23 protein-coding genes, 1 tRNA gene and 1 other RNA gene are annotated in these 23,454 nt (G+C 56.2%); 15 read left to right on the top strand and 10 right to left on the bottom strand.

Translation table 11 applies throughout. The features are described from left to right. Positions 1-84: 84 nt before the first annotated feature. From ispD to ACY692_RS05665, 9 genes are all read right to left on the bottom strand, one after another. The gene (gene ispD / locus ACY692_RS05705; RefSeq protein ID WP_462324383.1) at positions 85-1,290 is read right to left on the bottom strand and encodes a 2-C-methyl-D-erythritol 4-phosphate cytidylyltransferase; all 1,206 of its coding nucleotides are present in this window, start codon (positions 1,288-1,290) and stop codon (positions 85-87) included. A gap of 107 nt (positions 1,291-1,397) precedes the next feature. Next, an RNA gene (rnpB, locus tag ACY692_RS05700) (RNase P RNA component class A) lies at positions 1,398-1,827 on the bottom strand. A 33-nt stretch (positions 1,828-1,860) separates the two neighbouring features. Further along, positions 1,861-2,610 carry a zinc ribbon domain-containing protein gene (locus ACY692_RS05695; RefSeq protein WP_462324382.1) on the bottom strand — a complete coding sequence of 250 codons (750 nt, stop codon included), beginning with the start codon at positions 2,608-2,610 and terminating at the stop codon, positions 1,861-1,863. A 129-nt stretch (positions 2,611-2,739) separates the two neighbouring features. Continuing rightward, positions 2,740-3,732, bottom strand: a complete 993-nt coding sequence (locus ACY692_RS05690) for a Nif3-like dinuclear metal center hexameric protein (protein WP_462324381.1) — start codon at positions 3,730-3,732, stop codon at positions 2,740-2,742. A gap of 137 nt (positions 3,733-3,869) precedes the next feature. Then, positions 3,870-3,945, bottom strand: a tRNA-Ile gene (locus ACY692_RS05685). 110 nt (positions 3,946-4,055) lie between these two features. Next, complete coding sequence (locus ACY692_RS05680; protein WP_462324380.1) at positions 4,056-4,958, bottom strand: NAD(P)/FAD-dependent oxidoreductase; 903 nt, start codon at positions 4,956-4,958, stop codon at positions 4,056-4,058. Positions 4,959-5,042: 84 nt separating this feature from the next. Beyond that, positions 5,043-6,656, bottom strand: coding sequence for a signal recognition particle-docking protein FtsY (ftsY, locus tag ACY692_RS05675; protein WP_462324379.1), 1,614 nt, complete (start codon positions 6,654-6,656; stop codon positions 5,043-5,045). Between the two features lie 47 nt (positions 6,657-6,703). After that, positions 6,704-7,360: a Smr/MutS family protein gene (locus ACY692_RS05670; protein WP_462324378.1), complete on the bottom strand. Its 657-nt coding sequence runs from the start codon at positions 7,358-7,360 to the stop codon at positions 6,704-6,706. Then, on the bottom strand, positions 7,353-8,012 hold the full coding sequence (locus ACY692_RS05665) for an LOG family protein (RefSeq protein ID WP_462324377.1): 660 nt from the start codon (positions 8,010-8,012) through the stop codon (positions 7,353-7,355). Before ACY692_RS05665 ends, ACY692_RS05670 begins: the two co-directional genes overlap by 8 nt. Before the next feature lie 258 nt (positions 8,013-8,270). On the opposite strand from ACY692_RS05665, the gene ACY692_RS05660 reads away from it, so the two are divergent. From ACY692_RS05660 to ACY692_RS05605, 12 genes are all read left to right on the top strand, one after another. Further along, complete coding sequence (locus tag ACY692_RS05660) at positions 8,271-9,914, top strand: MBL fold metallo-hydrolase RNA specificity domain-containing protein (RefSeq protein WP_462324376.1); 1,644 nt, start codon at positions 8,271-8,273, stop codon at positions 9,912-9,914. 5 nt (positions 9,915-9,919) lie between these two features. Further along, complete coding sequence (gene rsmD, locus ACY692_RS05655) at positions 9,920-10,489, top strand: 16S rRNA (guanine(966)-N(2))-methyltransferase RsmD (protein ID WP_462324375.1); 570 nt, start codon at positions 9,920-9,922, stop codon at positions 10,487-10,489. Beyond that, entirely contained in the window at positions 10,465-10,974 is a 510-nt protein-coding gene (gene coaD, locus ACY692_RS05650; protein WP_462324374.1) for a pantetheine-phosphate adenylyltransferase, read from the top strand. Before rsmD ends, coaD begins: the two co-directional genes overlap by 25 nt. Further along, positions 10,971-11,894 (top strand): tRNA (adenosine(37)-N6)-dimethylallyltransferase MiaA, encoded by a 924-nt coding sequence (gene miaA / locus ACY692_RS05645; protein ID WP_462324373.1) that lies wholly within the window; start codon positions 10,971-10,973, stop codon positions 11,892-11,894. Before coaD ends, miaA begins: the two co-directional genes overlap by 4 nt. Then, a complete protein-coding gene (locus ACY692_RS05640; protein ID WP_462324372.1) occupies positions 11,872-13,446 on the top strand; it encodes a SpoIID/LytB domain-containing protein in 1,575 nt (524 codons plus the stop codon). The genes miaA and ACY692_RS05640 overlap by 23 nt, the downstream gene beginning before the upstream one ends. Positions 13,447-13,685: 239 nt before the next feature. Continuing rightward, positions 13,686-14,825, top strand: coding sequence for an N-acetylmuramoyl-L-alanine amidase (locus tag ACY692_RS05635; RefSeq protein ID WP_462324371.1), 1,140 nt, complete (start codon positions 13,686-13,688; stop codon positions 14,823-14,825). Further along, on the top strand, positions 14,825-15,661 hold the full coding sequence (locus tag ACY692_RS05630; RefSeq protein WP_462324370.1) for a tetratricopeptide repeat protein: 837 nt from the start codon (positions 14,825-14,827) through the stop codon (positions 15,659-15,661). The genes ACY692_RS05635 and ACY692_RS05630 overlap by 1 nt, the downstream gene beginning before the upstream one ends. A gap of 77 nt (positions 15,662-15,738) precedes the next feature. Further along, entirely contained in the window at positions 15,739-16,683 is a 945-nt protein-coding gene (locus tag ACY692_RS05625; protein WP_462324369.1) for a hypothetical protein, read from the top strand. Between the two features lie 79 nt (positions 16,684-16,762). Then, the gene (locus tag ACY692_RS05620) at positions 16,763-17,935 is read left to right on the top strand and encodes an S-layer homology domain-containing protein (protein WP_462324368.1); all 1,173 of its coding nucleotides are present in this window, start codon (positions 16,763-16,765) and stop codon (positions 17,933-17,935) included. Positions 17,936-18,203: 268 nt separating this feature from the next. Next, entirely contained in the window at positions 18,204-19,178 is a 975-nt protein-coding gene (locus ACY692_RS05615) for a hypothetical protein (protein WP_462324367.1), read from the top strand. Between the two features lie 32 nt (positions 19,179-19,210). Further along, entirely contained in the window at positions 19,211-19,969 is a 759-nt protein-coding gene (locus ACY692_RS05610; protein WP_462324366.1) for a FecR family protein, read from the top strand. 80 nt (positions 19,970-20,049) lie between these two features. Further along, entirely contained in the window at positions 20,050-20,607 is a 558-nt protein-coding gene (locus tag ACY692_RS05605) for a CDP-alcohol phosphatidyltransferase family protein (protein WP_462324365.1), read from the top strand. A 532-nt stretch (positions 20,608-21,139) separates the two neighbouring features. On the opposite strand, the gene ACY692_RS05600 is transcribed toward ACY692_RS05605, so the two are convergent. Further along, positions 21,140-21,340, bottom strand: a complete 201-nt coding sequence (locus ACY692_RS05600) for a twin-arginine translocase TatA/TatE family subunit (RefSeq protein WP_462324364.1) — start codon at positions 21,338-21,340, stop codon at positions 21,140-21,142. Positions 21,341-21,491: 151 nt separating this feature from the next. Between ACY692_RS05600 and ACY692_RS05595 the strand changes: the two genes are divergently transcribed. The 3 genes from ACY692_RS05595 to ACY692_RS05585 all read left to right on the top strand — a co-directional run bounded on the left by ACY692_RS05595 (position 21,492) and on the right by ACY692_RS05585 (position 23,376). Next, positions 21,492-21,869 (top strand): hypothetical protein, encoded by a 378-nt coding sequence (locus ACY692_RS05595; RefSeq protein WP_462324363.1) that lies wholly within the window; start codon positions 21,492-21,494, stop codon positions 21,867-21,869. 31 nt (positions 21,870-21,900) lie between these two features. After that, on the top strand, positions 21,901-22,731 hold the full coding sequence (locus ACY692_RS05590; RefSeq protein WP_462324362.1) for a hypothetical protein: 831 nt from the start codon (positions 21,901-21,903) through the stop codon (positions 22,729-22,731). 75 nt (positions 22,732-22,806) lie between these two features. After that, complete coding sequence (locus ACY692_RS05585) at positions 22,807-23,376, top strand: helix-turn-helix domain-containing protein (RefSeq protein WP_462324361.1); 570 nt, start codon at positions 22,807-22,809, stop codon at positions 23,374-23,376. Positions 23,377-23,454 lie beyond the last annotated feature (78 nt).

The following is a 23,454-nucleotide window of genomic DNA, read 5'->3' as shown; positions in this document are numbered from 1 at the left end:
GTTTGGGAGAAAGGGGAAGAAGTGGTCAGGCCGTGCGCTCAGAAGGGGCCAGGGTGCATGGTGAACGGCAAATGGCGGGGTACATTACGTTGTCGGACTCTTGCTTGGAACGGTTCCGGTGACAATGGCCATGGCCTTTATCCCCTGTTTGGTACCGGTAAAACCGAGCCCCTCTTCGGTCGTTGCCTTGAGGTTGACCCGGTCAAAGGGCAGCCCCATGAGGCAGGCGAGGTTTTTTTTGATCTGGGCCTTGAACGGCCCCAGTTTGGGGGTCTGGGCGACCACGGTCATGTCCGCATGGGTGAGGGTCAACCCATGTTGTAGGGCCCGGTCGAGGACCTCGGCCAGAAATACCGAACTGGGCATGTTTGCAAAGGCCGCATCGCTGTCCGGGAAGAGATCACCGATGTCTCCCTGGCCGATGCACCCGAGGATGGCGTCGCACAGGGCGTGCATGAGGACATCCCCATCGGAGTGGGCCTGTATGTTCGGACCGGCGGGAATGGGTACCCCGCCGATGACCATGGGACGGTTACCGCCGTATTTGTGCACGTCGTATCCGGAACCGGTCACGGGTACGGGGATATCCCGGGGGGGGGCGAGGTGGCGCAAGTCTTCGGGATGGGTGATTTTGACATTGCCCGGTTCACCGGGAATGACGGCTACTTTTTTATCCATCATTTCCACCATGCTCGCGTCGTCCGTGACCTTCCAGTCATTTAGGACCGCCGTTTCATGGGCCTGTTTGAGACTTCCACGGTCAAAGAGCTGCGGGGTCTGCACCGCTGTCAGGGAGGATCTTTCAAGGGTCTTGATGACCAGATCGGCACGTACCTCCTTGACCGTGTCGGTCACGGCACAACCGGGTACAGCCCCGGCGACACCGTCTTTTAGGGCTCCGATAAGCGTGTGCACGCATGCTGGAGTAAAGAAAGGACGGGCTGCGTCATGGACCAGGACCCGCGTGCAGTCACTTGGAAGATGGTCCAGCCCCCTGTGCACGGAATCCTGTCTGCGCGTTCCGCCGGGGACACGGACTACCGGAATGCCCAGTGGCTCTTCGGCCAGGAGATCCTCCACCCAGGTATCGACCCGGTGGAATTCTTCCTCCAAAACAACGAGCGCGATCCCCCTGATCTGGGGAATACGGGAAAACGTCCGTACGCTGTGCCAGAAAAGGGGAACCCCCTGGTATTTGATGAACTGTTTGCGCTCCCCGACGCCGGCGCGGGCAAGCCGTGAACCGCTGCCCGCGGCAAGGACAATGGCCCAGAGTGTCTGTGCGGTCATACCGGATTTTCCTCGTGCAACTGGTCGCAACGTCAACCGCCCGTTTTCATGCCGTATAGACGGGAAAACGGGCGGTTGGCAACATGGTTTCCATGGGTCGAAAAAAAAAATGGAGTCGGACGATAAGCCGGGTTTTGTACCCCCTGCACCCACTTTGACGGCCAAAATGGACCATGCGGCTGCAAGCCGTCTTGGTTGTCAAAGTGGGTGCAGGGATGACTGTCATTCATCTAGGACATGGATTGCTCCATGTCTCAAGCAACCTACCCGAGGACATTGGCCGGGCCGGCCGTGCCATCCTCCTATTTGGTCTTGCTCCGGACGGGGTTTACCTAGCCTGCCGTGTCACCACGGCAGCTGGTGGGCTCTTACCCCACCTTTTCACCCTTACCCCGCTCCCACGCGTGAGGGCGGGGCGGTTTGTTTCTGTGGCACTTTCCCGGGGTCACCCCCGCTGGACGTTATCCAGCGTCCTGCCCTGTGGAGCCCGGACTTTCCTCCCTGCCTGCGCGGCACGGCGACAGTCTGTCCGACTCCCGACCAGATGATTTTCTGGCCGTTGCGCACTGATTATTTGGCTTTTTTTGTCTCTTCCTGGGGGAAGAAATGGTCTTCCCAGTAGATCAGCCGGTGGCAGTTGGGACAGCTTAGGATCTGTTCTCCCTTCTGCAATTCGATGTATTTCTGGGGCGTGATCTTGATGTGGCATCCGTTGCACACGCCGTCGGTGACCGAGACGATGACCGGGCTGTCGAGTTTGGTCCGGATATGGTTATAGCGCTTGAAAATAGGTTTGGGGATCAGATCGCATGCGGCTTTTTTCTCTTTTTCGAGTTTTTTGCGTTTGTTCCGCATCTTACCCAGTTCCAGCTCCATGGACGTGCGTTTTTCCTCCAGCTCGGTCTCCAGGGTCTGGGCCTCGGTTTCCAGGGCGTCATGGAGGGTTTCCTGGTCCTGGAGGTCCTCGATCAGCGTGACCTTTTCCTCTTCACGCATCCGGTTCGTTTTTTCCAGGCTGTCCATCTCCCTCATCATGGCGTGGTATTCCTTGGTATTCTCGACCATCATGAGTTTATTCTTGCTCTTTTTTATCCGGGCGGCATCCTCGTCGATGTCCGTCTGCAGCTTGAGTTTTTGTTCCTGCAGAATATCGACCCGTTCCTTGAGTTGGGCAAGACGGTCCTTTTTGGCCCCCACGGCTTTTTCGATGCTTTCGATTTCCTTGGGGGCGTCGTCCAACCGTTTGTCGATTTCGATGATCTGGGAATCGATTTTTTGCAGAATAACCAGCTGGCGTATTTGATCGATATAGAGACTCAAAGGTATATCCTCCTTGTGTACCCGTAATTGCGGATCTCAGGAAAAAATTGGAATGGTCGGTGTTTTGGTTGTGTCGTGACGGCAAGCATGGTGCGCGTTGCCGTCTTTCTTGGCGGATTCCGGTCGCTGTCAATCCAGAACGTTTTCAATGTGCAGCGGATCACGTGAGGGCAGAAACGTGACCTCGGTGTCCCGGGATTCCAGATCCTGGCGCAGTGCTGTATGCCAGAGATCCATCATGCGCTCCTCAAGCACGTGGTGACCGACATCGATAGTGGTTCCCAGGTGCTCGATATCCTGTGCCTGATGATATTTGACATCTCCGGTTATATAGATCTGGGCCCCCCTGTCAAAGGCCCCCGCCCCCAGGGAACCTCCGGATCCCGGACAGTATGCGATCCGGGTTATTTCCTTTGGGGGAGCGCCTATGCGGGTCCAGTGGGCCGTGCCAAGGGTCTTGCCCAGTAGGGATCTAAACGAGGACCACTGCATGGGGGCGGACAGGTCGCCGATGCATCCGAACCCGTAGGATCCGACCGGAGAGGCGAGCTCAACGGCGTGATGCTCCAGGGGGCCCCCCGTACGTTCTTCAAGGGCTTTTTGGATCCCGGGCCACTGGTCTTTCCAGACGATGAGCTCCGTCATCCGGTCGTGGTCCAGGCGGGAAATGACCTGGGGGTGTTCAAGGCTTGGCAGATCCTTGTTCTTGTGGATACGCACCAGAAGGCTTGACCGTTTGGTTGTCGGTTCAAGGACCCCGGTCGAGCTGAGCCCCAGACACGCGGCCAGCCAGTTCACCGGCCCGGCCGGCTGGGCATCGAGGGTTGTGTGCGCGGCATAGAGCCATATCCCTTCTTCCATGACCATGGACATGGTTCTGTACAACTCGTCGTTTGCCGCAGGAAACCTCGGGCTAAGAGAAAGGGGGTGGTGGGTGAGGATGAAGTCCGCTTGTTGCTCAATAGCCATCCGGACCGTGGTCGGTGTGGGGTCCAGAGCCAATGCGATCCGGGAGATATTCCCGCGTTTTCCCCGTATCTGCAGGCCACTTTTGTCCCACAAAGCGGCCAGCCGGAGGGGGGCATCCTTTTCGATACGCGCGATCACTTGTTCTGGTCTCATGGGGCAACCCCTTGTCTGGCTCCGGATAACGAACAAAAAAGGTGTTTCCGGGTAGAGGTAGGGAAACACCTTTGGTGGTACAAGCCTTTTTTCCGCGATCATGCCAAACGGCCACCGGGGAAAGGGAAGAAGAAAGATGGTGGGCCCACGAGGATTCGAACCTCGGACCATCCGGTTATGAGCCGGGGGCTCTGCCAACTGAGCTATGGGCCCGATCAAAAGAAGACGGTTCTATATGCCCTAGTCTTTGGTGATGTCAAGAAACAAGAAGCATGTGCGCATTTTCGGGGCGCGGACTCTCCGTCTTCGGTCCCTTTCTCTGTTCATTTCCCATTGGTATTGAATCCCTTGAGGTGTTTTATGGCCGAGCGGCCCGCCTTGGCCCCCTCACCCACGGCAACGCTTATCTGCAGGAAGTTGCCAACGCAGTCTCCGGCGGCGAATACGCCCGGAATGTTGGTCCTTTGGTCCCGGTCGGCCTCGATGAACACCCCTTTGCGTATAAGGCCCAGGGAATAGGCAAAATCAAGGGAGGAGGCCTCTCCTCTGGCCACGAAGATCCCGTCCATGGGTTCGGTGGTTCCATCATCGTAGACGATGCCCTCGAGCCCGTTCCCGCCGGTCGCACTGGTCACGGTCTTTTCAATGATCGGTATTTTGGCCTTTTCCAGTCGTTTCAGGAATTCCGGGGTCATTGTCGGACCGCGGCCCTGGGTGCATATGGATACGTGCGGGGTGTATTCTTTGAGTTCCAAGGCCTGGTTGGCCGCGAAAATCCCTTCACCAACGACCATGACCTTCTTGTTCCTGAAGAAAAAGGCGTCACAGCTCACGCAGTAGGAGATACCCTTCCCCTCGTACTCGGCAGCATTCCGGATCATTGATTTTACCCGAGCGACCCCTGTGGCCAGGATGACCGCATCCGCGAGGATGTGTCCCTTTTCCGTCTTGACCTCAAAGGTGTTCTCTTCCGTGGGGTGGATGCCAAGAACCCGTTCGCACCGGACCTTGACCCCGAAACGTCTGGCCTGGGATTCACCGCGTTCAATGAGTTCATTCCCGGAGATGGTTTCGGGAAATCCGAAATAGTTGTCGATATCGTAGTCGCCGGCAATTTTGGGCGAGCATCCCAAAATGAGGGTGTCAAGCCCCGCCCTGGCGGTGTAGATGGCAGCCGAGAGGCCGGCTGGGCCTTGTCCGACAATGAGTATCTGTACGTGTTCCATACGCGCTCCTCATGGGTGTTTGTGGTCGATCCCCCCCCCCGGGGTTACGGGGCGCAGTGGAACACGCCATGGGTTCCCGGCTGATCAATCCAGCAGGGCCCTGGCGAAGTCTTCGCCACTGAAGGGACGCAGATCCTCCATTTGTTCGCCGAGACCTATAAAGGATATGGGGATCTTGTATTCAAGTGCCACGGCCACGATGATACCGCCCTTGGCCGTGCCATCGAGTTTAGTAAGGATGATCTCATCGAGGTCAACCGCTTGGGAAAAAAGTTTGACCTGGGAGAGGGCGTTTTGGCCCGTTGTCGCGTCCAGAACGAGGATGGTCCTGTGCGGGGCACTGTCCATCTTCTTCCCGAGGACGCGTTTTATCTTTTTGAGCTCTTCCATGAGATCGACCTTGGTGTGGATACGCCCGGCCGTGTCCATGAAGACCTGATCGCACCCTTCTTCAATGGCCGTGCCCATGGCCTCGAAGGCCACGGCTGCCGGGTCCGCGCCGTGTTCTTTGGCGTAAAATCCCGCGCCCACCCGTTTTGCCCAGATGCTCAGCTGTTCGATGGCGGCGGCCCTGAAGGTATCGCCTGCGGCCACAAGGGTTTTCTTGCCCTGCATCTGGGCCCTGTGCGCCAGTTTGGCAATGGTCGTGGTCTTGCCGACCCCGTTGACCCCGACCATGAGAACGACTTCCGGGGTCCCGGTTTTGGCCGGCCGTTTCGTTTCCTCGAAAATCTCGATGAGTTCCGCTTTGAGCATATCCTTGAACTCCTGGGCGTCGGAAATGTCCTCGCGACGGACCTTGGGCTTGAGGCGTTCAAGGAGCTGGTGCGAGGCCTCGTAGCCCACGTCGGCCATGATCAGGATCTCTTCGAGTTCTTCCCAGAATTCATCATCAAAGGAGCCGGTCATGCTAAGGAGCTGATCGATCCGCCGGGACAGCTGCTCACGGGTTTTGGTCAGTCCCTCGGAAAGTTTCAGGAACAGTCGACTCTGTTCGTCCTCTTCGTCCTCGAGGTCCAGGGCCAGGGCCAGTCTGTATTGCAGCTCGGACCTGAATTCTTCTACCCGCTCATACTCCATGTCCTCGAGCCAGTTGTCGAAACGGTCGATGAAATCCCGGGCCTCGGCGTCGGGGACTTCCAGTTGCATGAGGAGGAAATGGAGGCGCTGCCAGAGTTCCCCGCCGCGTTCATCCACGCCGGCAAGAAGATGGTTGAGCCAGATGCTTAGTTTGGGCTCGGCGTTTTCCAGTGCATCCACAAGATCCTGCTGCCAGGGGGCAAGGGAAGCCGCCCTTGGTTTGTCCTGGGTGAAGGTCTCTGGAAGCGGAGCCGGTTCGGCCGCTGGCTCCTGGTCGGTTGTTCCGGGGGGCTGGACAGCGGGCTTTTGTGGTTCTTGTTCTTGAGGCCCCTCCTGCTTTGGCCGCAGAATTTTTTTGAAAAACGAGACCCCGTTGGGGCTTGGGGTCGTCCGGTCTTCAGCAGCGGGGGTGGGTGGTTGCTCGGGCGGGGCCTCCTGCGATCCCGTGGGTGGTCCCGCGCTTTTTTCGGCATGGTCCATACCCGGGTGGACCATGGGGGGTTCAGCCCCGGTTTTTGGTGCCGGCTCCCTGGGTTCTGCCGGGGTCTCTCCGGCGGGTGGTTCCTGGACGTGGTCGTCTTTTTTCCAGATTTTTTTAATTTTTGAGAAAAATCCCATAGATGCTCCTTGAGGGTGGGTGGAAGGGGATTGTCGTTCGGGGGTATCTATTTATCGAAAACCAGTTTGTCCCACATGATTTTGCCCCTGCCTTTTTTGTTTTTTCTGAGCAGAACATACAGGGCCCCCGCACCTCCGTGTTTGGGCTGGGCCGTACAAAAGGCGAGGACGATACGTTTTATGGGGTCCTGTGTGAGCCACGATTGGACCCCCTGGCGCAACACGCCCATGCCAAGGGGGGAATTTTTTCCCCGACCGGGAATGACAAGGACGCACCTTTTTCCCTCCATGTACGATCCTCGCATGAAGTCGAACAGTGCCAGTCGTGCGTCGCTTTCGGTATGCCCATGGAGATCGAGATGCGCCCCGATACTCAACGAACCGCCCTTGAGTTTTCTAAAGATCTTTTGGTCAAGTCCCTTGATGTGGCCCTGGGTGAAGGCGTGGGTGCTTTCGAGATCGAATTCTATGCTCGTTGCCAGGAGTTCGTTGAAGGTCTTTTCCGGGGGGCGGAACGTGCGGATGTTGTGGACAGGGGCCGGTTTGGGCGCAACGTCCCTCCCCCTGCCCGCAAGCGGAGATACGCCCTGCATGGCCCGGCTGAAGAGTTCATCTTCCGATGGGGGGGCGGGCCGTGCAGGAGTCTTTTTCTTCTTCTGCGGGGAAGAGTATTCGAGATCCATTTTTTTGAACGGATTATGCATGAACCCCTTCTTTTGAAAGCACTTCCATGACCTCGTCCTGGGTGTCCACGACATGGAACAGGGAGAAGTCCTGCTCCTTGATGCATCCCGCCTGGAGCAGCGACGACCTGAACCAGTCGATGAGGCCTTGCCAGAACGACCGGCCAACAAGGATGAGCGGACAGGGCTTGATCCGTCTGGTCTGCATGAGTACCAGGGCCTCACTGAATTCGTCGAGGGTTCCGAAGCCACCGGGCATGATCACGTAGGCACGGGCGTATTTGACGAACATGACCTTGCGGACGAAAAAATATCTGAAGCTACACTTGATATCGATATACGGGTTGGTCTTTTGTTCAAAAGGGAGGTGGATGTGCAGGCCGACCGATGTCCCCCCCCCTTCGCGGGCGCCCTTGTTGGCCGCCTCCATGATCCCCGGGCCACCCCCCGAAATGACGGTATGATGATGGGCGACGATTTCTCGGGCCAGGCTGTAGGTCATCGTGTAGGAAGGGTCGTCCTGGGTTACCCTGGCCGAACCAAAGATGGACACGGCGGGTTCGATATCGCCCAGCTGCTCGAAGGCATCCACGAATTCGGCCATGATTTTGAAAAGACGCCAGGAATTCTTGTAGGAAAGATCATCTATGAGATATTGCTTGGAAGTTTGCATCGCTCTCGCATTACATTACTTGCGGATAACGGGGTTATTTTGTAGAAAATCAGGAATAGTCGGAACCGTTGCCCCGGCCCGGAGAAGGTTTGTTGTCCACTGGGGGTGTTGTGATTGGTGCGGATACCCCGGGAGGGGGGCGTACCCCTTTGGGTCAAACAAATCGTATTATACCAAAACCTGATAAAGGGCAAAGGTTGGAAAGGGCCGTTTTGGGGCCATGGGCGGAGTTTTTCGGGATGATCACAAGGGGGATAAATGAAGGTCAAATTTTGCGGAGCAGCAAGAACCGTGACCGGTTCTTGCTATATTCTCGGAGCGGCAGGCCACCGTTTTGCCGTGGATTGCGGCATGCACCAGGGGAATAGGGAGATCGAAAAACGCAACCAAAACCGGATCGACGTGTACCAGCCGGACGTTCTCTCCTTTGTTCTGCTCACCCATGCCCATATCGACCATTCGGGCCTGTTGCCACATATCGTGCGCAACGGATTTTCAGGGCCGATATATACCACCCCTCCCACCCGGGATCTACTGGAGATCATGCTCAAGGATTCCGCACATATCCAGGAAATGGAGGCCAGATGGGAAAACAAGCGCAGGCAGCGCCACGGCAAGGAGCCGGTCGATCCCTTGTACGATCAGGAAGATGCCCAGAGGACCATCCCCATGATCGAGCCGGTGGACTACGATACCGTCTTTGAACCGGTCCCTGGGATACGGGTTAAATTCAAGGATGCCGGGCATATACTCGGTTCCAGTTTCATCGAGTTGTGGGTCAGGGAAGAAGGGCGGATGCACAAGATCGTCTTTTCCGGGGACCTTGGCCGGCCCAATCAGTTGATCATCCGCGATCCGGAGGTGGTCAACGACGCCGATTTTCTTTTTATGGAGTCCACCTATGGCAGCCGCAACCATAAAGACGAAAGCAAAAGCCGTGAAGAGCTCGCCGAGGCCATCGACTACAGCTATTCCCACGGGCAGAAGGTGATCATTCCGGCATTTGCCGTGGAACGGAGCCAGGAGATCATTTATTCCCTGTATCTTCTGCAAAAGGAAGGCAGACTCCCGTCTGACATGCCTGTCTACCTCGACAGTCCCCTGGCCATCAGGGCGACGAATATTTTCCGGAAATACAAGGATGTATATGATTCTGAAAGCCGGGAAATCATTTCAGGCGGGGAAGATCCCCTCAGCCTGCCCAATCTGCGGCTGACCCTGAGCGCCGAGGAATCCATGGAGATCAACACCCTTGATGGTCCGGCCGTGGTCATTTCCGCCTCAGGAATGGCCAATGCCGGAAGGATCAAGCACCACCTGCGCCATAACCTCTGGAAGCAGGGCGCGAGCGTGGTTTTTGTCGGGTTCCAGGCCTTTGGAACGCCGGGACGGAAAATTGTTGACGGGGCCGGGGAGATCCGCATCCTCGGGGAACAGATCACGGTCAACGCCAGGGTATTTACTATCGGCGGATTCTCCGCCCATGCCGGGCAGGAACAGCTCTTAACCTGGCTTTCGCATTTCTATAATCCCCGGCTACGGGTTTTTCTGGTCCATGGTGAGTACGGGGGGCAGAAAGTGCTTGCCTCGCTCATCAGAGAGCGGTTCGGTTTCGAGGTCCATATTCCGGAGTACCTTGAAGAATGTGAACTCGTGCCCGGTGGGGCGGTGACGCCCAAACTTGAGCCGGAAAAGGCCCATCCCGGTATCGATTGGGAATATTTGTTCGCGGATACCCAAAGCCGGGTCGAACAGCTCCTTGGACGTAAAGAACGGCTTGCAGCCATGAGCTGGGCCCACCAAACCGAACTGCGCGACAACCTTGTCGACATCAACGGCCGGCTTTCCCAGTTGCTTTCCGAAATCTATCCCCAAGATGAATACACTGCCGTGGACGACTGAAAAATATGCATATCATAGCAGGAAAATATAAGGGCCGGATCCTCAAGACCGGGTCGGGTCCGGGCTACAGACCCGCCACGGCCAGGGTCCGTGAATCCCTGTTCTCGACACTCACCTCCCTAGGCATCGAGTGGGACTCGACCCGGGTGATCGATATCTTTGCCGGCAGCGGATCCCTGGCCATGGAAACCTTGAGCCGGGGGGCCAAGCTTGCCTGGTTTGTGGAAAAAAATGCACGGGCCGCCGGAATCATCCGCAAAAATCTTGTATCGCTCGGTGTTGACAGATCCATGTACCGGGTGGTCGGCAAGGATCTTTTCCGGTTTCTCGATTCCGCAGTGGACCAACGGTTTACCCTGGCGTTCATAGATCCGCCCTATGGGAAAAATCTTCTTGTTCCCGCTGTGAAAAAATTGCTTGCAGCCGGCATCGTCGAGCCCGGGGGGATCGTCTGTGCGGAGGTGGAGAAACAGGTGGACTGTTCGGCCCAATTCGAGGAAAAACTCACTTTGGTCAAACACAAGCAGTATGGACAGACAAGGATATACATATGGCAGCTACCGGTAAGCGGATAGCGATCTATCCAGGAACATTCGACCCCTTGACCAACGGTCACGTCAGTCTCATCCGCCGTGGGTTCGATGTCTTTGACGGTGTTTTGGTGGCCGTGGCCGCGGATACCGGAAAAAAGACGCTGTTCGATCTTAAAGAGCGGGTGGGCATGGTCGGGGAGGTCTTTGCCCGGGAACCACGGGTCGAGGTGGAGCCCTTCAGCGGTCTGCTCATGGATTTCGTGCGCCGTAAGAAGTGCAAGGCCGTCCTGCGTGGTCTGCGGGCGGTCTCTGATTTCGAATATGAGTTCCAGATGGGACTGATGAACCGGCGGCTGCACCAGGGCGCCCAGACCATCTACATGATGACCGATTATAAATGGCTGTATATCAGTTCGACGATCATCAAGAATGTCGCCGAGCTCGGGGGGGATATCCACGGCCTTGTCCCCGAGAGTGTGGAGCGGCGTATCGTTGCCCGGTACAGGGAACGTGGAGAAGGAACGTGAAGACCGTCCGTGCCGTCAGTCTCGCCGGGGCCACGGGAACGGGCAAGACGGCCGCGGCCCTCTATCTCGCGCGCCATCTAAACGCCGAGGTGGTCAACTTCGACTCCAGGCAGGTCTACCGCGACATCCCGCTGATAACCGCCCAGCCGAGCCCGGAGGAACAGTCCGTCTGTCCCCACCATCTTTACGGTTATCTCGATCTCGATATCCCGGTGCAGGCAGGGACGTTCATCGCGGGGGTCAAGGAGGTCTTACACGGTATCGCAGAACGGGGGAAACTGCCCCTGCTCGTTGGGGGGACGGGACTATACCTGAAGACGCTCGTCGAGGGAATAGCCCCCATTCCACAGATCCCTCCGGGGGTGCGCAGGAATATCGAGCGGGCATGTGCGCTTGAGGGCTCAGCCGTACTTCATGCACGGCTAACGGCCCATGATCCCGAGTATGCGGCCAGGATCCATCCAAACGATAAACAGCGCGTAACCCGGGCCCTGGAGGTTTTTGAAGCCACAGGCAAACCCCTGTCCTGGTGGCACAAACAGCCGGGAGAAAAGGCCCCTGACGTGCGTGTTCTCATGCTCGGTGTGCATGTCGATCTGCAGGATCTCACCCCACGATTGGCCAAACGTATCGACACCATGCTCGTATCCGGGGGGGTGCAGGAGATGGCTCGGGCCTATGCGCTATGCCCGGATCGCAACGCTCCCGCGTTCACCGGTATCGGGTGTCCGGAACTTCTGGGCCATCTTTTGGACGGGGTCGGGATCGAAGAGACCAGGGCAACATGGTTGCACAATACGCGCGCGTATGCCAAACGACAGATAACCTGGTTCAAACGTATCGCCGACATGCACTGGTTTGCACCCGATGGGTTTAAGGAGATGAACGAACGTGTACATGCGTGGACTCAAAGTTCTTGATGGCATCCTGATCGTCCTTGTCGTTTTTGTTCTCTTGTCATCCGTCCGTGCCGCTCAGGCCCGCCAGGGGTTTTATTTCGATCCCTCCCCGCTGCTTGAACAGGCCGCGGATTATCTCGACCAGGGAAAATTTCTCGAGTGCGTCGAACTCTACAAGCAGGTTGCCAGGTACGCGCCGACGGCACGCCAACAGGCATCGGCCATGGTCCGTATGGGTGATGTCCTTTCCCTTTTTCTCGAAAAAAATAAGCAGGCCCTCGGGGTGTACGACCGGGTCATTGAACGTTTTGGCGCCACGGAAGTGACGGAAAACGCCTATTTCAACCGGGCCATGGTCCTCTATGAGCAGGGGCGTCTTGGCCTGGCCAAACAGGGGTTTGCGGATTATGTGCGTTATTTTCCCCGTGGAAACCGAAGGGCCACGGCCGCATTCATGGACGATCAGATCGCCGGGGAGCTGCGGTCAACGCGGCCCGATCAGCCCGAAAAACCGGAACCCGGTGGGGCTGTTTTGTCCCCATCGGTTCGTATCCGGGTGGCCCTGGGGTCGTTTGTCTCCGGCCAGATCGGATGTCCGGGAGGGGGAACATCGCAAAAAAAAGAAAGCGTCTTTAGCGGCCCCGCACTGCGTGTAGAGGCCATGGGCAACGCACTTGTGGTAGGGGGAAAAAAATTTAGGCGCAGATGTGTTTTTATCCCCGCGAACGGTTTTTTTACCTACAAAAAAAAGAAATACACGGGCAGGGCGGTGTTCAGTATTGAAAAGAACAAGGTCCTGCTGGTCAATGAGCTCCCCCTCGAGGAGTATCTCAGGGGGGTCGTACCCAGGGAGATGATCGCCTCATGGGACAATGAGGCCCTGTGCTCCCAGGCGGTGGCGGCCAGAACCTATGCCCTGTATCTGCGTTCCAAGTCCCAGGACAAACCCTATGACGTTGCATCAACCACCGCCTCGCAGGTCTATGGCGGTGCGGGGGCGGCCACCGGGGCGACCGACAGGGCCGTGGCGGAGACCGCGGGACAGGTGCTCACCTACAACGGTTCCCCGGTACTTTCCTATTTCCATTCACACAGCGGCGGGGTGCTCGAGGATCCCGCCAGGGTCTGGACCACCGGTATGCCCTATTACCGGATCAAGGACGATGCCGTTTCCCAAAAATTCCATCCCCTTGATTGGTCCTGCCGCATATCTGCCGGGGAAATCCAAAAGATCCTCGTCAAAAAAGGGTTCCATGTTGGTCCCGTCAGATCAGTGCGCACCATTGAGAGATCCCCGTCGGGGCGGTGGGCCAAGGTCAGGATCGGTACGGACTCGGGAGATGTCGAGGTCAAGGGCAACACCCTGCGTATCTGGCTCGGGGCCGGGCGGATCAAGAGTACCTTCGGGTCGATCACCCGTGGGGGCGATGGGTTCCTGTTCAAGGGACAGGGGTTTGGGCACGGGGTGGGCCTTAGCCAGTGGGGGGCCCAGGGGATGGCCAATAGCGGCAGTTCCTACCTGGATATTCTCTCCCACTACTATCCGGGCACAACGGTGACAAAGAAGTACTAAACCAGAACCACGTTGGAACACGGAGTTTGCAAAATGGAGTGTCGATGTACGTTCAAGGCAAGCAAACCGTAGGGGCACTCCTTGGACCAGAGGTTCGATAACAACCCAACATTCCAAAATGGTCTTGGTCTAATGCGGCCAAGCCGCAGTTTTACGTTTTATGTTCAATCGGTTATAGAGTTTTCTTCTTTTTTATGGCAGACTTTCACGAGTAAGGTACTAACCATCAAGGAGGGGACATGGATACGGTGACACGACGACGGTTCTTGCGGGCCGGCTCACTCGGGCTTGCAACGGCAATGGTTGCCCCCGGTCTTGTCTTTGCTCGGGAAACGGCCTTTGATCTGGCCCTTGAGGGGCAGGATCTCATGGCGGCGAAAAAATATATGCAGGCGATCAAATCCCTTCGCAAGGCCGTGGATATGGATGCTGGGAACGAATGGGTCTGGGGACTTCTCGGTCGGGCCTATTATCAGCTAGGTGAGATGCGTTATGCCCTGACATCCTTCCGCAAGGTCATCAATATCAATCCGGATGACGTGTACTCCCGGATGATGATCGAAGTGATCATGCAAAAACCGCTGCCCCCCAAGAAAAAGGACGAGGGGCCCCTGACTCCGCTCGAGCGCGAGGCCAAGGAGGAAGAAGCCCATTTCAGGGCCAGGTTCAAGGAGAACAGCGATCAGGGCTACCATGTCCGTCGGCTGGTTCTCGATGCCGGCCACGGGGGATTCGACTCCGGGGCCGTCGGTTTGAACAAGCTGGAAGAAAAAAACGTCACTCTCGATCTGGTCAAACGTACGGCCGCCATCCTCGGGCGCCAAAACCGTCCTTTCGAACTGTTTATGACCCGCACGGACGACTACTATATCCCCTTGAGCGCCAGGACCACGACGGCCAACCAGTACAATGCCGATCTGTTCGTCTCTTTCCACATAAATGCCAATGCCAACCGTAAACCAAATGGGATAGAGACCTATTTCTGTTCGGAAAAGGCCTCGAGCAAAGAGGCCAGGCGGGTGGCGGCCTTTGAGAACTCCGTGGTCAAGTTTGACAAGAAGGAACTTGTCAAAAAGGGGTATGTGAATATCGAGGATATGCTCTTTAGATTCGAGCGCAGGAGATACTGGGAGGCGGCCGGATCCATTGCCTCCATTGTCCAACAAAGGATGGCCCAGGACGTCGACATGCGTAACAGAGGGGTGCACTCGGCAAATTTTTATGTACTCCGCCGGGCCAAGATGCCCTCTATCCTTCTGGAAACGGGATTTATATCCAACCCGGACCAGGAGAGGCTGCTCATGAAACCTTCTTACCGGCAGAGTTTGGCCGAGACGATTGCGGTTTCACTTGCTCAACTCGCTTCAAGGGGGGTATGATGGTCCGGTTATTTTGTATTCTTTTGACGATCGTTTGTCTGTGCCCTCCGGCATGGGCAGAGGATCTTGACGGACTCGTGTTCACCGGTTCGCAACTGGCCTTTGAAGGAAAAATCGATGAGGCGGCTAAAATTTTCTCGCGTGTCGTGGCCAGGGATCCCAATAACGAATTTGCCCGGAATCAGCTCGGGCTCATGTATGCCAAGCAGGAGAAATTTGATGCCGCGGCAAGGGAGTTCGCCGGGGTTGTCAAACAGGCCCCGGACAATCTCTTTGCCCGGACGTGGGTCGGCGTTCTTCTCCTGCACAGCGGCAAGGTGGATGCGGCACGCAAGGAATTCAAGGCCATCCTTACGATAGACCCCTCAAACGCCAACGGGTACTATTTTTTGGGGGTCATGTATGCCGTGGACCATGATCTTGCCAGGGCGGTCACCTATCTGCGCAAGGCCCAGTCCGTGGGGTCCGATGACCCGGAGACCCATTATAGATTGGCCGCCGCCTTTGCGGGAATGGGGATGCGGGCGAACGCACGGCTGGAGTATGAACGGGCACTGCGGATCAGTCCCAGATTCATCAAGGCGATCAACGGCCTTGGCTGGCTTTTTTACAACGGCGGCAAGAGCGATGAGGCCATTTCCATGTGGAAGAAGGTGCTCGGTATCAACGGAAAGGATCCCGAGGCCCGCTATAATCTGGCCAAGGTCTACAATGACAGGGCGTACGCGGCCTATTCCGCAGGAAAAAAAGACAAGGCCCGGACGTGGTGGAAGAAGACCTTGGTTTATGAACCAAGTAACAAGGCAGCAAAATATTACTTGCGCAAACTGGGGTAGCCGGTTAGCGCACGATAATAGAGCAACGTACTCATAACTCAGGCACAACCATGTACTTGAACGATTGGGAGGAAGGTATGAAAATGGGTAAACGCGTAGTGCTTTTCAGTCTGCTTTTTGTGTGTACCGCGACGGTAGCATGGGCACTGGATATGGGAAACAATGATGGGTTTGTCCAAACCTTTGATAGTGGTGAAGTCAACTGGCAATCAGGTGTGGCAACTGCAACTGGAATCGGTGCTCCTCCGGCCAATGCCGTGAATATGGCCCAGGCAAGGGCCCTTGCACGGCGAGCCGCTATTGTTGTGGCCAGGCGCAATCTCCTCGAAGTCGTCAAGGGGGTGCGTATCGATTCGGAGACAACGGTAGAGCAATACATGGTCACCAGTGATGTTATTCGGACGTCGGTCAGCGGATTTTTGCACAACTCCCAGATCCTCGATGTGGCGTACATGTCTGATGGGTCGGTCGAGGCGACCGTGGGCGTGAGCCTTAGAGGGGGGTTGGCCAAGATTGTCATCCCCAAGACTATGCCCTTTAAACCCTCTGTGCCGAAAATGGACGCGGTTCCTACCAAACCGCAAGCCGTTGTCCCCGAGCCCGCGGCTCCGGCTGATGAACCTGCCCCGGCTCCGGCTGACGAGCCTGCCCCGGCTCCGACGGTTGAGACCACCCCGGAAGTGGTGGTGACCGGTCTTGTCGTGGATGCCTCCGGAAGCGGTGCCCGTCCCGCCATGAGCCCCAAGATCTACGATGAACAGGGTACCGAAGTGTACGGATCCGCCCTGGTCAGCCGTGAATATGCCATCCAGCAGGGTATGGCAGGCTATGCCAAGGGCATGGAAAAGGCCAAGGCCCGACCGCGTGTCACGGACAAACCGCTGGTGGTCAAGGCGCTTTCCGCCAAGGGAAAGGGGATGAGCGATCTGGTCATCTCCACCGCCGATGCCAACAAGCTGCGTGAGTTGTCGGAAAACCAGAATTTCCTCGAAAAGTGCAGGGTCATGATCGTCCTCAATTAATAGGATCCAATCCATGGCCTTGGCGGGACAGGAGAGATCATGTGCCGTCCGGGCCATGAAAAACGGGGAGATACGATATATGAATACGCTACACAAAGGACTCTTTTTTATCCTACTGGCCGGTCTCGTGGCCGTCGTCTCCTGCGCTCCCAAGGCCAGGAAGGCGGTGGGTATCATGGATACTCCCGAGCACCATTATAACCTGGGGATCACTTTTCTGGACAAAGACAATACCGCTGGAGCGGCCAACGAATTCGAGCTGGCCCTGGGGTTGGATGGCGGCTATGGGCCGGCCCTTGCAGGAAAGGGGTTGGTCATGGTTGTTGACGGGGACGACGATGGGTTCGGCCTGATCAAGCGCGGCTGGCGCAAGGCTGATGGAGACTGGGAAAAAATCCAGGTCGCTACCGCTGAAATCCGTGCATACATAGCCATGAAGAAAGCCGGCCGTCTGAGCGATACAAAATTGATCCGCAGGGCCAAAGAAACGTTTTCCAAGGGAATGCTCGTCGATCGCGACTCGCCGGCGCTGCATTTTTACATGGGAGAGGCCTATCTGCAGGGACTTGATTTCCGTGAGGCGGAATCCATGTTCGCTGCGGCCAAAGGGCTTGGAGGGGACTACGAGCAACGGGCGTATGACCGGTGGAAATTTGTGCAAAAGGCTAATTTGGCCGCCCCCGAGTCCATTGTCGGAAAAAAGATCGCCCTCGTAGAACGGTTGAGCCGTGCCGATATGGCCGCACTCCTTGTCGAGGAACTTGGTGTGGAGCGCTTCTACAACCGTACCCAGGAACCGGAAAAGGTTTCCTTCGAGACCCCAAAGGGGATCCGGATGCAAGGGGAAGATCTGTATACCGAGAAAGGGGTTGTCGATATCAAGGATAATCCCCTCAAAAGCGATATCGAGACGGTCATTCGTCTCGGGGTGGAGGGACTGCGGCCCTATCCTGACCATACATTCCGACCCCTTGCCCCGGTGAGCAGGATAGAGGCGGCCCAGCTTTTTCAGGACATCATCGTTCGGGCCACCGGCAAGAATGGTTTGGCAACGGAATATATTGGGGAAGCCAGCAGGATTCCCGATGTGCCCAGGGACCATTGGGGCTTTAATGCGGTCCGGCTGTGTACGGAACGCGGGATCATGCGAACGGACGTACGCACGAACGCCTTCAATCCGCAGGATGTCATGACCGGGGTGGACGGACTCTTGTCCATCAAAGAACTCAAAAGGGCCCTGACCGTGTTCTAGCAGGTTTTGCGTCCGAGCCTGCTCATGGTTCGTGGCCCTTACGTCGAAGAAATAGCCGCCAGGGCGGATGACTGCATCTCATAGGCGGTCATCCGCTTTTATCATGTTCCACGGCCGCGGGGTGCTGCCGGTCATTGGCGGTGTTGTCCCAAAACCACACGTGTGGGTCTGACCGGGAAAGTGGTCTGCTTGTTGTGCATGGAAAGGTTGTGGGCCTTAAGTGGTCCTGTGTTTGAATTGTGTATCAGGGAAAGAGAAAGGGAACGGTATGAAGGTTGGATCTATCAGATATATAACATTTTTTTTGTTTTTTTTGTTTGCCATTGCGGCACACCCCTGTTCGGCATCGCAGACTGTTGAGGTTGTCTGGCCCCTTGCTCCCGGGCAGGGGGTTCTCGATGTCCGCCAGGAGGCCATGCAGGCGGGCTTTGTCAAGGGGGTGGTCCAGGAGGCAAACGACATGCTCGCCGCCGGGGTGTCTGGAGAAAGAGCCCGGCTTTTGGCCGATCATCTCGGAGGCGGGGCGTCCGGAATGGTTCTCGGGTACAAGGTTCTGGACATCCGGGACCAGCAGGATCCCCATGCCATGGTCATGCGGCTCGATGTCCAGGTGAACCGGGCAGCAACGAAAACGGTACTCAAGGAGCTCGGGCTGTGGTACACCTCGTCGGCTCCTGCCCCTGCCGTGCTGACACTGTCCGGGGTAGATTCGGCGGATTGGCAGCGTTTGGAGGAATTGAAAGGGTTGACCGGCGTGCGGGGGGTTCTGGCCGATGACGCTATGGATAACGCAACGGCCCATATCCGCATAACCAAGGCGAACACGGAGAGCTGGAAAGGGGATCTCCAGGCCTTTGGCCGTGGGTTCACGGCAGACGGGACAACTCTCGATGCTGTCTGGTTTGAACTGTGGGAACGGTATTTCGGACAGACCGAGGTCGCATCGTCGGTGTTTGGAACGATCCGTTTCAGGATCGATGGATGGTATGTGACCGAGGGGGTATCCTATTTCGATTCCGAGCTCGCCGCTTGGAGCAAGCTCGTCGAACAATCCTTCTTGGTCCATGTCGATCTTTCGAACCAATGCTTGGGCGGGGTATGGAAGGTGAGGACCGCGGATCCGGATGCATTCCGGGTACGCCTGGAAAAATTTTTGGCCAACCGGGGGCTTCGGCTCGTATATTTCAACGGGCAGCCGATTTCTCCCAGGCCATCGTATGCAGGGGAGAATCCGACCTCGTAGAAGAAGGAACCAAAGAACCAGGGAGAGTGAGAATGGCGACAATGCGGATCGTTATATTGGTCTTGTTGGCTGGAGTGTTCACGGTTGTCGGGCAGGGATTTGCCTCGGAATATGCGTTGCCCTTGACCGGGCAGGCCAGAATCCTTTTGTTGGAGGGGACCGCCTTTGCCACTGTTTTGGGAACAAGGACTCCGCTTGCCCCCAATGATACCCTGCAGGCCCCGGCCAAGGTTGCTGTGGCCCAAAAATCCCGGATGGAGCTTGGGCTCGCCGACGGCAGTGTGGTCCGTTTCGCGCCCAATACCCGGTTTACCCTGGTCAAGGCGGATGCGGTGGCCCAAAAATCCCGAGATATCCAGGTGGACGTGGCTATGGGAGGGTGCTGGGCCAAGGTACAGGATCTTTTGGGGAAAGAGGGAACCTTTGAAGTCAACTCTCCCACCGCTGTGGCGGGGGTCGCCGGGACGGTCTACCGGCTCAATGTCAAACAGGACAAAGGGTCACAATATCTTGTCTATGATGGAAAGATCAACGTGGCCTATTCTCCATCATCCCCACCGGCTGGTTCCGGACCGATAACCGAGCCACACCGCGTCTCCGGCCCGGCACGTGTTGCCGGCCCACACCGGGTTACCTTGGAAGAGTGGATGGTTGTTGTTGGGAAGGGGTACAGCTTTTCCATCTCTCCCACGGGGCAATATTCCGATCCCGTCCCCTTTGATATGCAAAAGGACCGTCGGGATCCTTGGGTAAAGTGGAACATGGAGCGCGACCGGCAACTTTCCTGGTGATATGGTACGCACGGTGTTGTGGTAGACGGGGTATCCTTTGAACCTTCTTGTCGGGTACGGGGGCGAAGAACCGGGAACCTATGTTTAGCCATCCGAACTGGACCATTCCGAATATTCTGACCCTGGCCAGAATCCTGTTCACGCCGGCCATTGTCGTGGCCTTTATTGACCACCATCTCGAGCTTGTGTGGATCATTTTTGCCATTGCAGGTATTACCGATGCCTTGGATGGGTTTCTGGCCCGAACCCTGGACCAGCGTTCGGTTCTGGGCTCCGTGCTCGATCCCTTGGCCGACAAGATTCTGCTCGACACTACCTATATCTGCATCGGCCTTAAGGGGTGGGTCCCCTCATGGCTGGTCGTTCTGGTGGTCAGCCGGGATTTTGTCATTGTGGGAGGATTGGGTCTGCTCGGATTTTTGGGAGTGGATGTCCCCACGAAGATCGATCCGAGCCTGGTCAGTAAATGCAACACCGCGGCCCAGGTGGTCTTGGTTATCACCATCCTCATTGCCAGGACCTTTGACTGGAATTGTTCAGGCTGTGAAGTCTTGCTCATCGTCCTTGTGACCACGCTCACCCTTGTCTCCGGTGTCCACTATCTACTCCGGGGAATCGCTTTCTTTTCCGAAGGATAGTGATGGCTGCCGTCCCCTTTCTTGCTCAAGAGGTCCTCCACGGGTCCATCTTCCATCCCCCTCCCCGCAGCAGCAATACCAAGGATTGTTATCTGGGGTGGTGGTTGTAGTGCCGGAGCGATCTTTTGCTGCAGGAATCCGTTTGCCCTGTTCTCTGTCCACTTCTTTCTTTAGCACTCTCTCCGTGGTCTCCACTCCCAAACATACTGTCGGATCTCGCATAGTTCAAACAGCGGAGGCGTCTTTCGGGGAGCCGTGCTCCTGGAGATGTCCCAGGCCCTTTGCTGCGACCGGTCCACCCGCCTTGTTGCAGGGTCGGCCGGGGTAGCAAAAACTCCGTTCTTGCAAGGGACGGTGTGTCCTTACGTGAATGTCGTTGACTACCGATTACCAGGGGGTGACAACCTTTGAACGGATTCCATTGGCTCTTGTACCGGCCGGCCCATAAAAAAAGGAACCCTGATGGTTGTCAGGATTCCTTTCTATGGTGAAAAGACGTGTACGGGAAATGGATTACACGTAGACTTCTCGACTAGGCTTTTTTTGATGTATCGTCGTCTTTTTTTTCCCCATCCGGAGTGACGTCGATTTCTTCGGGTTCATTGGTGGCTTTCTTGAAATTCTTGATGGCCCTTCCCATGCCTGAACCGATTTCAGGCAATTTGTTCGCCCCAAATATGACCAGGACGATGACAAGTATGATGATAAGCTCTGGTATTCCGATTCCAAACATGTTGTCCTCCTCGTAGAAACAGTGTGACTATATATCCGGGAGTGGCCATTAGGTCAAGATTGGGAGTGGGTTCAAAACGCTTTTCTCTTGGGGCCGCTCGTGATAGGTGCCCTGTTCATGTTTTATTAAATTTTCGGACCAGGGAGAGGGTTTGCCGTCACGAGATAATCTGGTCAGAATGCCAGGGAGCGGGTGCCGTTTTTACGCCCACGGCCATTGTCTGTACGAGGAAATGAAAAATCCCGGCTATGATGGATCGCGGACATGTACCGTGCTCAAAAAGGCCGAGGCCCGTTTCGATGATTTTGTGGATCGGGCAGAAGCCTTTGGGATCGAGGAAATGACGGCCGCCACGATCTGGCCCCGGTTCAGCAACCGGGATTTGGTCCTGGGCACGTGCCCACACTATCTCCCCGGTCCCGATTCCTCGGGAGGATGTCTCTTTCTCCATGAAAACGCCTGTATCCTGCTGTGCCCGATGTGTCACGGCCGATGTTCCGGATTCGAACCGCTCGCAAAATGTTTTTGAAAAAAAATCTTTTCGTCAGTAAGGATTGTGTATGCATACCGATAGTTCCATGATGATCCATTTTCCCACCATGCATCCCGAACTCGTTGCGGATGTCTTTCCCGCGTCCATCCGGTTTATGGATCCCGGCCATGTAGGGCCTGGCAGCGATCCGCAGGGCCGTTATTTCCGGTCCGAAAATCTGGTCTATCAGGACCGGATCGCCTCGAAATTCTTAGAGGACAGCCTGGCATTCGGGAATCAGTTCAAAAATGTTTCGGATGCGGCCTATTTTCAGGCCGGAAAGATGGATGATTTTTTTTCCGGGAGCATGCAGGAGATCAAGTCCGAAATCCTTTCCCCCAAAAAGGATGACTCCGGAGAGGAAAAGAAAAAACTAGCCGATGCCCAGCTGCTGCTCCTGCTCGGATTCCATCTCGAGGAACAGATGCTGGGCCTTGGTGCCCTGCAGAATAAGATCGATACGTCCGTCCGTGATTTTGAGAAAAATCTCGGCATGAGCGATGAAGACCAATGCGGCTTTGGCCCGGATTTCTGTCGGAAAGATCAGGGGGACCTGCCAGGTCCGACCATGGACTGGCACCGTCTCGTGTTGCCTTTTCTCCGATGTATGCCTGAAAAGGCGGGCCTTGTGGTCAGCGATATCCTCATCCTGGCCGCCATGCAGAACCATGGCCTCGAACCGACGGCTGTTCCCGAGGACAACATGGCAGCGCTGTTTCCTGATTGGGAGCCTTCCGTGTCCGTTGCCTGTACCATGGACCATATGACAGCCGGAATGTTGGGAGAGTACGCCGGGGTGAAGGTGCCTGCGGATCTTCAGGCAAAGGAAATTGTCCTTGTCGGGCTCACGAGAAATTAGCCAACACACCAGAACGGCCCCATCCGATACCCGGATCCGCGGCCCTTACCACATACTACCAAGGAGGAACGTTTCATGGCCAAGGAAAAACTCGGTGAACGCATCAAGAATTTTCGTGTGATGAATGAACTTACCCGTGAGGAACTCGCTCAGCGTAGCGGTCTGAGCCTGGATTTCATCACCGGCCTTGAAACGGAAAGCGAGTATCCTTCTCTAGGACCCCTACTCAAGATAGCACGGGCCCTTGGAGTGCGTCTTGGAACCTTTCTCGACGACGAAGTCAGCAAGGATCCCTTGATCGTGCGCCTGGACGAACGTGAGGAAGAATTGAGCATGCAGAGCCGGAAGGACAAGGCAGTGGCCTTGCGTTTTTTCGGGCTGGGCAAGGGCAAGATCGATCGCCACATGGAACCGTTTTTCATCGAGATCCTTCCGGAATCCTGCAAGGACAAGTCGTTGTCCTCGCATGAGGGCGAGGAATTCATCGTTGTGGTCTCCGGAGAAGTGGAGCTTATCTACGGTCAGGAGACAACCATCCTCAAGCCTGGTGACAGCACGTATTACAATTCCATCGTACCCCATCATGTGGGGTGTGCCGGGGACAAAGCCGCAGAGATCTACGCGGTTTTGTATTTCCCGGAATAGGTTTTGAGATTTTTTGGATCAAGAAAATTCATAAATTTTAGTATAGTACTCGTGAAGGGCTGCCATAAAAACCAAGAA

The organism is Desulfoplanes sp. (genome assembly GCF_054921335.1).
This window is presented reverse-complemented; position numbering and strand designations above follow the sequence as displayed.

Coding starts and splice junctions, on each gene's coding strand:
- ACY692_RS05630 (WP_462324370.1), top strand. CDS start 14,825: ATGGTCCGGTTATTTTGTATTCTTTTGACGATCGTTTGTCTGTGCCCT.
- ACY692_RS05625 (WP_462324369.1), top strand. CDS start 15,739: ATGAAAATGGGTAAACGCGTAGTGCTTTTCAGTCTGCTTTTTGTGTGT.
- ACY692_RS05590 (WP_462324362.1), top strand. CDS start 21,901: ATGCATACCGATAGTTCCATGATGATCCATTTTCCCACCATGCATCCC.
- ACY692_RS05615 (WP_462324367.1), top strand. CDS start 18,204: ATGAAGGTTGGATCTATCAGATATATAACATTTTTTTTGTTTTTTTTG.
- ACY692_RS05600 (WP_462324364.1), bottom strand. CDS start 21,340: ATGTTTGGAATCGGAATACCAGAGCTTATCATCATACTTGTCATCGTC.
- rsmD (WP_462324375.1), top strand. CDS start 9,920: ATGCATATCATAGCAGGAAAATATAAGGGCCGGATCCTCAAGACCGGG.
- ACY692_RS05635 (WP_462324371.1), top strand. CDS start 13,686: ATGGATACGGTGACACGACGACGGTTCTTGCGGGCCGGCTCACTCGGG.
- ACY692_RS05660 (WP_462324376.1), top strand. CDS start 8,271: ATGAAGGTCAAATTTTGCGGAGCAGCAAGAACCGTGACCGGTTCTTGC.
- ACY692_RS05670 (WP_462324378.1), bottom strand. CDS start 7,360: ATGCATAATCCGTTCAAAAAAATGGATCTCGAATACTCTTCCCCGCAG.
- ftsY (WP_462324379.1), bottom strand. CDS start 6,656: ATGGGATTTTTCTCAAAAATTAAAAAAATCTGGAAAAAAGACGACCAC.
- ACY692_RS05680 (WP_462324380.1), bottom strand. CDS start 4,958: ATGGAACACGTACAGATACTCATTGTCGGACAAGGCCCAGCCGGCCTC.
- coaD (WP_462324374.1), top strand. CDS start 10,465: ATGGCAGCTACCGGTAAGCGGATAGCGATCTATCCAGGAACATTCGAC.
- ACY692_RS05640 (WP_462324372.1), top strand. CDS start 11,872: ATGCGTGGACTCAAAGTTCTTGATGGCATCCTGATCGTCCTTGTCGTT.
- ACY692_RS05585 (WP_462324361.1), top strand. CDS start 22,807: ATGGCCAAGGAAAAACTCGGTGAACGCATCAAGAATTTTCGTGTGATG.
- ACY692_RS05690 (WP_462324381.1), bottom strand. CDS start 3,732: ATGAGACCAGAACAAGTGATCGCGCGTATCGAAAAGGATGCCCCCCTC.
- ACY692_RS05605 (WP_462324365.1), top strand. CDS start 20,050: ATGTTTAGCCATCCGAACTGGACCATTCCGAATATTCTGACCCTGGCC.
- ACY692_RS05610 (WP_462324366.1), top strand. CDS start 19,211: ATGGCGACAATGCGGATCGTTATATTGGTCTTGTTGGCTGGAGTGTTC.
- ispD (WP_462324383.1), bottom strand. CDS start 1,290: ATGACCGCACAGACACTCTGGGCCATTGTCCTTGCCGCGGGCAGCGGT.
- ACY692_RS05665 (WP_462324377.1), bottom strand. CDS start 8,012: ATGCAAACTTCCAAGCAATATCTCATAGATGATCTTTCCTACAAGAAT.
- ACY692_RS05620 (WP_462324368.1), top strand. CDS start 16,763: ATGAATACGCTACACAAAGGACTCTTTTTTATCCTACTGGCCGGTCTC.